Genomic DNA, 11,615 nt, shown 5'->3' with positions numbered 1-11,615 from the left:
AAGGAGCGTCCTATGACGGCATTACGTCAAGATATTGATCCAAACGGCTTATTAGAGTATTCGGTGGTCTATACTGACCGCGCCCTGAACCACATGTCTCAGGTCTTTCAGCAAGTGATGACTGACTTATCCAGCGAGCTAAAATCAGTGTACAACGCTGACGCCGTCGTGATTGTGCCAGGCTCTGGTACTTATGGTATGGAAGCGGTGGCGCGTCAGTTGGCAGACGATGAAGATTGTCTCATTATCCGTAATGGCTGGTTCAGTTATCGCTGGACGCAAATTTTAGAAAAAGGCAAAATCGCCAAATCATCTACGGTATTAACCGCAGAGCGAGCAGATGATAGCGAGTCACCAAGACCATTCGCACCAGTGGATATCGACACGGCGGTCGCCAAAATCAAAATGGAAAAGCCCGCGATGGTCTTTGCGCCGCATGTTGAGACGTCGTCGGGCATGATTTTGTCAACAGGCTATATCAAAGCATTGAGCGCTGCGGTTCACAGTGTGGGTGGCTTATTGGTTATTGACTGTATTGCTTCAGGCTGTGTTTGGTTGGATATGAAAGAACTGGGCATTGATGTCCTCATCAGCGCCCCGCAAAAAGGCTGGAGCAGCACGCCGTGTGCGGGTCTGGTGATGCTTAGTGACGCCGCGATTAAAAAAGTAGACAATACAGAGTCAGATAGCTTTAGCTTAGATTTGAAGCAATGGTTGACTATCATGCGTGCCTACGAGAATGGCGGTCATGCTTATCATGCAACCATGCCGACCGATGGCTTACGCCAATTCCGTGACACGCTATTGGAAGCCAAAAAGATTGGTTTTGATACATTATGCGATGCTCAATGGGAGTTGGGCACACGTATCCGCAAGGTATTGTCAGACAAAGGCATAGAAAGCGTCGCGGCTGAAGGATTCGAAGCGCCAGGCGTGGTCGTTGCTTATACTGATCGCGATGATATGCATAAAGGTAGTGCTTTCGCTGAAGCGGGCATGCAGATTGCTGCTGGTGTCCCTCTCAAAGTTGGTGAGCCTGATAACTTTAAAACGTTCCGCTTGGGTCTATTTGGTTTGGATAAATTGACCGACATTGACGGTGCGGTGACCCGCTTTGAATCAGCGCTAGAAAAGGTGCTGGCTCACTAGTTCAAGTCGTTTACCTTTATAGTAAGTATCAATAATAGTAAGTATCAGGATATAAGAGTAGTAAACGTTTAGCTAAAATACTGAACGCTAGTGTCACGCTAGGTTCAGTATTTTTTTACCTTTTTATTATATATAATAATATAATGTATTTTTATAAATTAAATACTGTATTTGCTTTTGCTACCAATGGGTTGAGAGAACTATGATGAACATACAAATAGATTGGCAAGCATTTACGCCCATCTCTTTGGTAGGTGGACTGTTGCTGGGCGTAGCGACAGTCATACTGCTATTGGGCATTGGACGAATTGCGGGTATCAGTGGTATTTTTTCAAGTTTGCTTAAGCCCAAGCGGGTAGAAGCTTGGCAAGTGTTGTTTATAGTGGGGCTTGTTGTGTCACCCATGTTATATGGTCTGGTCAGACCATTACCTGCTATGGAAATGAGTACGTCTTTGCCGTTGTTGATTGGTGCAGGGTTATTGGTTGGTTTTGGCACGCGCTTAGGTTCAGGATGTACCAGCGGACATGGTATCTGCGGTAATGCGCGCTTGTCTCCACGCTCGATGGTGGCAACGGTGACCTTTATGGTATGTGGCATGGTGACGGTTTATATTGGTCGCCATCTTTTGGGACTGATCTAAACGAGTAAGATGGCTGATTACTACCTACATAAAAAAATAGAGAGACAGAGCAATGTTAAAAAATATGATTGGACTACTAGCGGGGCTACTATTTGGCGTAGGACTGCTGATATCTGGTATGACAGATCCTACCAAGGTACAAGGGTTTTTAGACGTTTTTGGTGCATGGGACATTTCTCTGGCACTAGTAATGGGCGGTGGTCTGATCGTGGCCATCATTGGGGTGCAAATTGCTAAGCGTCAACCAACCAGTTGGATCGGTAGCCCAATTGAGATGCCAACCACAACCGTTATTAATAAAAAACTGCTTATCGGCGCGATGCTGTTTGGCATTGGCTGGGGTTTGGTCGGTATCTGTCCGGGACCGGGCATTGTATTGTTAGGAGCTGGACAATGGCAGGCTTATGTATTTATTCCCGCGATGATCGTAGGCATGCTGATATATCAGTGGCTTGAGCCTAAGCTTGGGTGAAAACAGTTTTAACAAGATAGTGATAAGGTTAATTTAAAATAGCTCGATTGATCTCATTTGGCGCTCTCTTATAATCGATATGATGAGCAGACTTCCTGATTAAAACAGCGTTACCAACATAGTGCTCACTCATCAGTCGTTTGTCTGCATAGCTGATAATAATGGCGGTGTGTTACGATAACAACAACACAAAATTCTATAGCTTGCTTAGTCTCACCAACGATTCATAAGGAAAATGACATGACCGCCAGCGCCACTGCCAGTATGATTGATACCGCCAGCACCAACGAGCACTATCCGCATTTGTTTGAGCCGCTAGATTTAGGGTTTACCACACTAAAAAACCGTTTGGTCATGGGTTCTATGCATACAGGACTTGAAGACCGTTTCTATAATTACGGTAAGCTGGCTGCTTATTTTGCCGAGCGTGCCAAAGGCGGGGTAGCTATGATGATTACGGGTGGTATCTCGCCCAATCGTGAAGGTTGGTTGCTGCCTGCTGGTGGTACTATGAATACAAAAGCTGATGTGATCAATCATCAACGCGTCACCCGTGCAGCCCACAAATACGACAGCAAAATCATCATGCAGATCTTGCACAGTGGTCGCTATGGTTACCATCCTTTTGTCGTATCAGCCAGTCCTGTCAAATCGCCAATCTCGCCTTTTAAACCGCGTAAGATGAGCATCAAAAACATTGAACAAACCGTCAAAGATTACGCTCGCTCAGCTCGTCTCGCCAAGCAGGCGGGTTATGATGGTGTCGAAATCATGGGCTCTGAAGGCTACTTGATCAATCAGTTCTTGTCGCGTCATGTAAACAAACGCACGGACAAATACGGTGGCGATATTCAAGGTCGTATGACATTTGCAGTCGACATCGTCAAAGCCGTACGCGAGGCAGTGGGAGAAGACTTTATTATTATGTTCCGTCTGTCGGTGATTGATTTGGTCAAAGACGGTAACGTCATGGACGAAGTCATCACGGTTGCCAAAGCGCTGGAAGCGGCTGGCGTGACCATCATGAATACTGGTATTGGCTGGCATGAAGCGCGTGTACCAACCATTGTGACAAGTGTACCGCGTGCCGCCTTTGTTGATTTTAGTGCTGAAATCAAAAAACACATCAGCATTCCTATGATGGCCGCCAACCGTATCAACATGCCAGACTTGGCAGAAGAAATTGTCGCTAGTGGTCAAGCGGACATGATTCAAATGGCACGTCCGTTTTTGGCCGATGCAAACTGGGTCAATAAAGCCAAAAACGGTCAAGCAGATCGTATCAATACCTGTATCGCTTGTAACCAAGCTTGCCTCGATCACACTTTTGAGCACAAACGCTCCACCTGTTTGGTCAATCCGCAAGCTTGCTATGAGACGGAGTTGGTCTACAAAAAGGCGAAAAAACCTAAAAAGGTGGCGGTCATCGGTGGCGGGGTGGCTGGCATGTCAGCGGCGCACGTGGCCGCGCTGCGTGGTCATGACGTGACTTTATTTGAGGCCAAAGATATCTTGGGTGGACAATTTAACTACGCCAAAGTCATCCCAGGTAAAGAAGAGTTTTTTGAAACCATTCGCTACTACATCAATGAGCTTGAACATCTAGGCGTTGAGGTCAAACTTAATACCAAAGTCGATAAAGCCATGCTTGAAAAAGCCAAGTTCCATCATATCATCGTCGCTACTGGCGTCGTGCCAAGAAGCCTTGCTGGTAAGCTTGAAGGGGCAGATCTGCCACAAGTCATGAGCTACGCTGAACTGCTCTCGGGTGAAAAGTCGGTCGGCGATACCGTTGCCGTCATTGGGGCGGGCGGCATTGGCTTTGATGTCAGTGAATATCTAACTGCACGTCACGGTCAGCCGCTTGATGAACTAGGCCCTGAGCTACTAAAAGACCCAAGCTATCGTCCAAAACCCCAGTCAGTGAGCGAATGGCGCGAAGAGTGGGGCGTCACTGAAGATACGGATTATAAAAACGATGGTGGATTGACTAAGCCCGAAAGTATTAAACCGATTCGCCAAGTTTACCTCATGCAGCGTACCAAAGGTCGCCTAGGTAGTGGTCTGAACAAAACCACAGGCTGGGTGCATCGCGCTCATGTCAAATCGCACGGTGTCATCCAAGTATCAGGCGCTCAATATAATAAAATCACCAATGAAGGAATTTGGATCACTAACAATCAAGGGCAAACGCAGCTGTTGCGTGTCGATAGCGTCGTCGTCTGTGCTGGTCAAGAGTCAGTGGTTGAGCTGATGCCAAACGTGGGTGATGCGCCAGATGCGCAATATCATTTGATTGGTGGCGCTAAACTCGCGGCGGAGCTGGATGCCAAGCGCGCGATTCGTGATGGAGCAGAGGTTGCGGCAGGGATTTAAGAGTTGTATTTTAAAAACAATAAAACGGTAGGGAATTAGTTTCCTGCCGTCTTTTTCAAAGCTGGAGGTTGTCACTTACTCATAAGTCTTATTTTCCGGCACTGTTATGCAACCTAGTTATTATGTTGAAGCGGAGGCTGATGATAATAAACAGGGTTAATACAGCCCCATTTTCTAATTGGTGTTACAGTCGTTTTATTGTCAGGGTATACATTTATCTGAAAGCTACAATAAGCTCTTTGTCTTGCATATTGAGGTTCACTAGAAAAAGTCGTACCTTTTAAACTGCGATACTTTTCCTCTCCAGGATCACCAAGTTTGTAAGAGAAATCGATACTTATATATAAGCTTTTATTTAATAGATTATTCCTGTGAACTTTAAGCACTCTAGATTGGTGACCCTTCACAGTGTATGAGCTATGCTGAAAAAACTATAGAACCAAACTTGGTAAACTAAGTGTATTCACAGGAGTTTATCATGACTAAGAAAGTCAGAACCTACAGTGCAGCTTTTAAAGCTGAAGCCGTCAAAAAGATAGCAGATAATAATGGCAATGTTTCAGCGACTGCAAAGCAGCTAGGTATAGCGATGCAGACCTTATCTAACTGGCAGAATAAAGCGAATGAAGGCAAGCTTGTCGGCACTAAGCAATATGATCCTGAACTCATGGCCATTATAGAAGAGAATAAACGTCTTAAACGTGATCTCAAGGTTGCTCAGGAGGAGCGAGACATTCTAAAAAAGGCGACGGCGTACTTCGCGAAGCACAGTTGATGAAGTACGTCTTTATCAAGGATAACCAGAAAATATTTAGCATCACCTGCATGTGTCACGTATTAGATGTTAAGCCATCAAGCTATTACAACTGGATAAATCGTGGCATCAGTAATCAGCAGATCCATCGCAATCAGTGTGAGTTGCTAGTCAGAGTGGCTCATGATGAGACTAAGCAGCGCTATGGCTATGAGCGACTGTATGCTTACCTTACAGGGCAAGGATATGCCATAAGTAAGTATATGGTTAGACGTATAAAGGAAGAATGCGGCATTAAATGCCGTCGTCACAAGCGCTTTAAAGTCACCACCAACTCTAATCACAACAAGCTGGTCTATCCAAACCGTCTAGAACAGAAATTTAATGCCAATCGTCCTAATGAGGCTTGGGTCAGTGACATCACTTATATTTGGACAAATGAAGGTTGGCTATACTTAGCAGGTGTTAAAGACCTATATACTAAAGAGCTCGTCGGCTATGTCATCAATAAGCGCATGACCGCTGATTTGGTATGCCGTGCACTTAATATGGCAATCAAAAACAAGCGACCTAGCCAAGGGTTGATTTTACATTCTGACAGAGGCAGTCAGTATTGTAGCAATGAGTATCATAAGATCATTAAGTGCCACCAATTTACAGGCTCGATGAGTGGTAAAGGCAACTGCTTTGATAACGCGCCCATAGAGAGCTTCTGGGGCATATTAAAGAATGAGCTGGTGTATCACCAAGACTATAAAACAAGATTCGAAGCCATCAACGATATCACTAAATATATTGAGCTTGAGTACAACCAAACTAGAATTCAAAAGGGCTTGGGCTATAAAACGCCAAGACAGGTGTGGTTTGACTATTATCGTCAGGCTGCGTAATTAAAATCTCCCAAGTTTAGTTGTACGGATTTGACGGCAGGGGTCAGTATCTATATGTATAACTTTCCATCTCCGAGATAGTAGGCTCAGTATCTAACCTAGCATACTGAAAGTTTGTAGCTCTTATCGACTCATTCGTTTTATTAATAATTATAAAATTTTTATTAGAAATTAAATAAAGAAACGAGAAAGATAGTAAGAATACAATAATGATAGATCTTTTTATAATTTTCATAATAAACCAATCTACGGCTATCACTTTACCAGCAAGTTTTTCACCCTTGTAAGTCAATTGGTAGTTTTTGCCAGAGATATATCTTAGCTTTAACTTACCTAGGATTGGAGGTTGATATATCCTATGATTAAGAAACGATAGGGCAATAGTTATAAGTATTATTAGGAAGAATTTCTTTGATATTGTATATTATATAGCCGATTCAGGTTCTAATACGTAGTGCCTACTGAAATCTCGTTTCTATCATTATTAATATTTTCTTAATTTTCTGAACTATTCTCTAAATCACCCAAGGTAAGACCTGTTTCTTGGGTACTATAGATAACGATGTCTTCATCGTCGATTTTACCATTCATGACCAATTTACCGATGCGATTACTGGCTTCTTGATTGCCTTGATCTGCTGCCTTTTGATACCACTCAAAAGCTTTGTCGTAATCTTGCGGCATGCCATAGCCGTTCTCGTAGAGACCACCGATATTAAGTTGTGCCATATCTAAATCTTGATCAGCTGCTAGCAGATACCACTGCATTGCTTTTTTATAATCTTGTTCCACACCAATACCTTCATGATACATGACGCCTATATGATGCTGAGCGTCGGCATCCCCTTGGTTAGCAGATCGTTGAAGCCATTTAAATGTTTCTAGATCATCTTTTTCAACAGTGATACCTTCATGGTACATAACACCGAGATTGAATTGAGCCTTAGAATACCCTTGGTTAGCAGCTTGTTGGAACCATTTAAATGCTTTTTTATAATCTTGTTCCACACCAATACCTTCATAATACATAGTACCGAGATCGTATTTAGCAGGAGCATAATCTTGATCAGCAGCTCTTTTAAATAGGCTAAAAGATTTTTCATAATCCTGAGGAACTGAGTTACCCTCATAATAGGCAAGGCCAAGTTCGTATATTTCAGCAGGGGTGCTTTGATTTGACAGTATAGGAGTGTTTGATGATTCGGCTGAGTAAGCGGAAATGATGAATACATTTGATAATAGCGTAGCTAATAGTAAAGACTGAATGAAAGTAGTAGTTTTTCTTTGATGCATTGAATATCCTTTTTTTAATTGTTATAGCTATTAATTATCCAATTCTATAGCACTAGGATTGTCATATATTTTTTCATTTAAGTCATAGCAAGGTAAACTATAGTCATATAGTAAGTCTACTAAAGTACGTGCTTCAAAAGATTCATATTCATAATCATTTTGCATGTCGGTCATATACATGAAAATGGTAGCTTTATCTTTGCATAGAATGCGAACACGTTTGGCTGTTTTATCAGATCTACTTGAGGTCTTAGATATATAATCATAATCGTTTTTGTCAATTTTATCAGTCATATCTATCCAGCCTTCCTTGAGAAGAAAGCTATGTAAATGTAACATTTTATTCTTATCAAACTCGGGACTGACATACCAAGCAGTGAACCAAACTTCTCGATTAATGTAATCATATTCACTGTTGTTGAAGTTAATAAAATTGGCGATATCATTTAATTGAGATATTAACCAACTTTCCTTCGCAACTAATTCTTGTTGATATATTTCTAGCTCTTTATCTGGTTCTAAGTCTACAGTCCATATAAATAAAATAATAACGAAAGCAATAAGTGAAATATCAGATAACTTATATTTTTTACCTCTTATTTTCACTGATTATTTTCCTGTATACACTATTATATTTTTTGCAGCGTTATACTTCATGTCCGTTGCTTCTTCTATATTTGTAGAGCCTTTACTAGTCCCAACAGAGAGTTGCTTTTCATACCTGCTAAAGATAATTGTTACCAACACCAAAAGTGAATAACTTCATTCTTATCTTACTCTCTCAGAATTTTGAGTCTCTGACAATACTGGAGTTATTTACTTTGAAAGAATAGTTGACTCTTACTATCAGTAAGTTCATCGAAAATATAGATTATCTATTCTGTAACCTTCACCTCAATGTTGTACTCTTTTTCAAAATCTTTACCAGGAAAATTAGTTCCATAGGTATTGCCTGATATATAAACTGTTATAGGTTTAAGAGTAGTGGGTAGGCCACTAATCGTTAAATTATTATAGTCGTCTTGACCGCCCTCCCTGACTGTAGGAGTAATCTTAAAACTAGCGTCTGAAAACGTTGAATAGAACGTCATGTCGTCAACTGCTGAATTTATTATATTTATATTTGTCTTATAAGGTTGATTCAGGTAAGCGTCGGGCAGTTTATTAGGCGTTACCTCAACACTGGGAGCACAACCAAATAGCAATGTTGCCATAAAGAGAACTAAGTACTTATTCATTATATTACTTCTCTATGATAATAGTGGTCGTAATGTATGCGCTAAATTTTGCATAAGATAAATCAGCATGAGTCCTCATACCAGGATCTCCCCATGAAAATAGCTTAAAGCTAACATTATCAGAAAAGGTAAGATTCTCAGTAATAGGCTTATTGCTAGTACACAACACATCTGTCCATACAATCCAATGATTTGGATACACAAAATAGCCTTTTGCTTGTGTTGAAATAATACTTGAGTCCAATAAAGAGATTACGTGATACTTTGGGTTTTTAACGTAGCCATTAATCTCTATAAAGTTGTTGACTGAAGGCATATAGTACGTATCTTTTACTCTATATCCTGCAAGTCTAAACCAGTCTTTTATCTCTCCTGGCGTTGTAATTCCAGCAACCTGTTTTAAAGGAGAGTCGTAACATAGAGCAGAATTCCATGAGTCACGCAAACCTGCTAATGTCATCCAGTCAATAGCTTTCATTACCTGAGTATTATTAGAATTAAAAAAATCTCTAGCTTTTCTAGCATCAAAAGGCCTAATATTTAGCTGATTTATTGTAGTTTTACCATCTCTCCAGAGTTCGGCTACTGCCTGCTTATATATATCTGGGTAGTCAATAAGTAAGCAATAAAAAAGGGTTGCTGGCCCACATAAAGATGATACACGTTGATGTGGAAATGTTTTGAGAGCCAATCTATTTTCAAGCTCTTCCTTCACTTTTGCTGCGGTAAAGGGGTCTTCTGAATCATTTAGAGGGTGCTGCTTTGATATAAAAGGTCTTGGTTTTATTTTAGTGGAGGTGTCCCCATCCTTCATATTTCCGCTTGTGCTATTGCTCATTCAAATGCTCCTAAGTCTTTTTGCCACTCTAAATCCAGCTTAACCTCAATCTGGTCGTCAGTATCGGAGTAGAAACGCTCCGTCCAACCACTCTCATCTGTAATGCCTTTATAAATTTGGCCGCTTTGTTTATTTTCAGCAGTATAGTGAAAACCAGCATAAGGAACATCTTCATTATCTACAAAATGAAAGGCGGTATCATATTTACTAGCTTGTTCTAGAGTTTCTTTTTTAATTGCTTCCGCCTGCGCGATACTACCGACACTAAAATCCGACTCCGCAAACGCTTGCTGATTGGCAATCAGTTTCGCGCCGCAGCTCGTTACATCGCCGCCGCGTGCAATGGGCGCACCATCGACCACAAAAGAAGCATCGCCACTCACGATGACGGTCATCTTTTTGCATTTTTTGCACATGACTTGATCGCCCTTACGAGCGACAGGAATACCGTTATGAGTGGTATGCGGTGAGCCAGTAAGGACTGTCCCACCGTGAGAGGTCTTTGCGCCAACTGTGATATAGGCTGCCATAATGCTACCTTGCTAAAATGCCCAACGTTCAGACTCTTACAGCGAATCCATTATTTGCAGGACATTATAGAGGGCTAACACCTTAAACATCAAACTTAAGTTCGTCTAATTTTATAGATTATATAACACCTTTGGTCTATGCTGAATGTAGAGATCTTTGAATATAAGGTTATAAAGAAAAGTAGGCTATTTTTACTGATAATAATAACCAGCAAAAATCTAACTTTTTAGTATACCAATCAACCAACGAGATACATCGTCAATTTGCGCTGCCAACTCGGTATTTGCTTGACTCAATTCATCGAGCCTAGTCTTGATGTTATCTTTATTATATTTAACACCAGCTAGGGCATCCTTTAATAAATCAATCAATTCCACATTCAGCGCATCAGAGAAAATGACCACATCGGTAATGACGGCTTGCTTCACATCGAGATGCATATCAATGATGCCCCAGTCAAAGCGCGTTTCTATATGATGGGTGAATTCAGGCGTCTTGCCGAAGCGCCAGTCCCAGTCTGCCATTTGCTCATAGTACTGATTAAGCGTTGGTTGCTTAGCAAGACTGGCCTCATCTAGCTCTTCTACTGGCGCAGTCTCTCCGTAATACTCGCAAAACGCCTCAATAAGCGCATTAGATAAGATTTCATGAGTGATGTCTTCATTGAACTCAACTAGGTTCGCGACGCGAGCGCGTACCGACTTGATACCTTTGGCTTTTAGCTTAAGTGGGTGCGGATTGAGGTAGTCACCCAGCTTTTGCATATCGGCATTCACGAGTAATGTCCCATGGTGAAAGCTGCGATCCGTAGCGTGTTTAAAGGCATTACCCGATATCTTACGATCGCCGACTTGAATGTCATTGCGACCTGAAAGCTGAGCGTCTATGCCCAGTTTTTTGAGCGCATTAATGATAATTGTGAAGTTCGCTGCTTGGTTGTAACTGTTTTTAGGCGACAAAAAAGTAAAGTTAGTATTACCCAGATCATGAAACATCGCGCCGCCACCGCTCTGACGACGCGCCAAAAACACCTCGTCTGCTTCCATTTTATCGATTTTGCATTCTACCCACGGGTTTTGTGAGCGCCCGATGACGACGGTCTCAGAATTACGCCATAAGAATAGCGTATGAGAATTGGCGTCCAGTGCTTGGAATATCCAGTCTTCGGTAGCGAGGTTAAACCAAGGATTGGTTACGGCAGACTTTAAAATACGCAGGTTCATTAGTTGTCCTTTTTAGAATGGTTTTATAAATTAGATAAAACCATTCTTACCGATGCAAGTTTGGAATTCAATGGGTGGTAGGTAGGAAAGATGATTTTGGGCATTTGGAGATGATGATGTAACGAGGTGTTTTGGTTAGATTCTAGAGAAGGTGAATTATAATTTATGAATAAAACTAAACGACAACTAATGACGCATAAAGCTTCTA

Annotated in this window: 11 protein-coding genes; 5 read left to right on the top strand and 6 right to left on the bottom strand. The window is 41.7% G+C overall.

The features are described 5' to 3' along the window. The first annotated feature begins 12 nt into the window (after positions 1 to 12). The 5 genes from CIK80_RS06250 to CIK80_RS06230 all read left to right on the top strand — a co-directional run bounded on the left by CIK80_RS06250 (position 13) and on the right by CIK80_RS06230 (position 6,284). Positions 13 to 1,149 carry an aminotransferase class V-fold PLP-dependent enzyme gene (locus CIK80_RS06250; protein WP_095569264.1) on the top strand — a complete coding sequence of 379 codons (1,137 nt, stop codon included), beginning with the start codon at positions 13 to 15 and terminating at the stop codon, positions 1,147 to 1,149. Between the two features lie 205 nt (positions 1,150 to 1,354). Beyond that, positions 1,355 to 1,792 carry a YeeE/YedE family protein gene (locus tag CIK80_RS06245; RefSeq protein ID WP_095569263.1) on the top strand — a complete coding sequence of 146 codons (438 nt, stop codon included), beginning with the start codon at positions 1,355 to 1,357 and terminating at the stop codon, positions 1,790 to 1,792. Positions 1,793 to 1,844: 52 nt separating this feature from the next. After that, positions 1,845 to 2,264 carry a DUF6691 family protein gene (locus CIK80_RS06240; RefSeq protein ID WP_095569262.1) on the top strand — a complete coding sequence of 140 codons (420 nt, stop codon included), beginning with the start codon at positions 1,845 to 1,847 and terminating at the stop codon, positions 2,262 to 2,264. Positions 2,265 to 2,504: 240 nt separating this feature from the next. Beyond that, complete coding sequence (locus CIK80_RS06235; protein WP_095569261.1) at positions 2,505 to 4,640, top strand: NADPH-dependent 2,4-dienoyl-CoA reductase; 2,136 nt, start codon at positions 2,505 to 2,507, stop codon at positions 4,638 to 4,640. Positions 4,641 to 5,118: 478 nt separating this feature from the next. Beyond that, positions 5,119 to 6,284 (top strand): IS3 family transposase gene (locus tag CIK80_RS06230; protein ID WP_095568611.1). Its coding sequence is split into 2 segments (ribosomal slippage): positions 5,119 to 5,377 and positions 5,377 to 6,284, totalling 1,167 coding nucleotides; the frame shifts between segments, so codons are not numbered across the junction. Between the two features lie 495 nt (positions 6,285 to 6,779). Here the strand turns inward: CIK80_RS06230 and CIK80_RS06225 are convergent. From CIK80_RS06225 to CIK80_RS06200, 6 genes are all read right to left on the bottom strand, one after another. Continuing rightward, positions 6,780 to 7,577 carry a tetratricopeptide repeat protein gene (locus CIK80_RS06225; RefSeq protein WP_095569260.1) on the bottom strand — a complete coding sequence of 266 codons (798 nt, stop codon included), beginning with the start codon at positions 7,575 to 7,577 and terminating at the stop codon, positions 6,780 to 6,782. Positions 7,578 to 7,607: 30 nt separating this feature from the next. Next, the gene (locus CIK80_RS06220; RefSeq protein WP_095569259.1) at positions 7,608 to 8,183 is read right to left on the bottom strand and encodes a hypothetical protein; all 576 of its coding nucleotides are present in this window, start codon (positions 8,181 to 8,183) and stop codon (positions 7,608 to 7,610) included. Between the two features lie 269 nt (positions 8,184 to 8,452). Further along, positions 8,453 to 8,815 carry a hypothetical protein gene (locus CIK80_RS06215; protein WP_095569258.1) on the bottom strand — a complete coding sequence of 121 codons (363 nt, stop codon included), beginning with the start codon at positions 8,813 to 8,815 and terminating at the stop codon, positions 8,453 to 8,455. 4 nt (positions 8,816 to 8,819) lie between these two features. After that, positions 8,820 to 9,653 (bottom strand): hypothetical protein, encoded by an 834-nt coding sequence (locus tag CIK80_RS06210; protein ID WP_095569257.1) that lies wholly within the window; start codon positions 9,651 to 9,653, stop codon positions 8,820 to 8,822. Continuing rightward, positions 9,650 to 10,183, bottom strand: a complete 534-nt coding sequence (locus CIK80_RS06205) for a PAAR domain-containing protein (protein WP_095569256.1) — start codon at positions 10,181 to 10,183, stop codon at positions 9,650 to 9,652. Before CIK80_RS06205 ends, CIK80_RS06210 begins: the two co-directional genes overlap by 4 nt. A gap of 219 nt (positions 10,184 to 10,402) precedes the next feature. Next, positions 10,403 to 11,407 carry a lipoate--protein ligase gene (locus CIK80_RS06200; protein WP_095569255.1) on the bottom strand — a complete coding sequence of 335 codons (1,005 nt, stop codon included), beginning with the start codon at positions 11,405 to 11,407 and terminating at the stop codon, positions 10,403 to 10,405. Positions 11,408 to 11,615 lie beyond the last annotated feature (208 nt).

Origin of the sequence: Psychrobacter sp. JB193 (assembly GCF_002285555.1) — a bacterium.
Lineage (GTDB): Bacteria > Pseudomonadota > Gammaproteobacteria > Pseudomonadales > Moraxellaceae > Psychrobacter > Psychrobacter alimentarius.
Note: the sequence above shows the minus strand (reverse complement) of the source record. Positions and strands in the feature narration are given on the sequence as shown.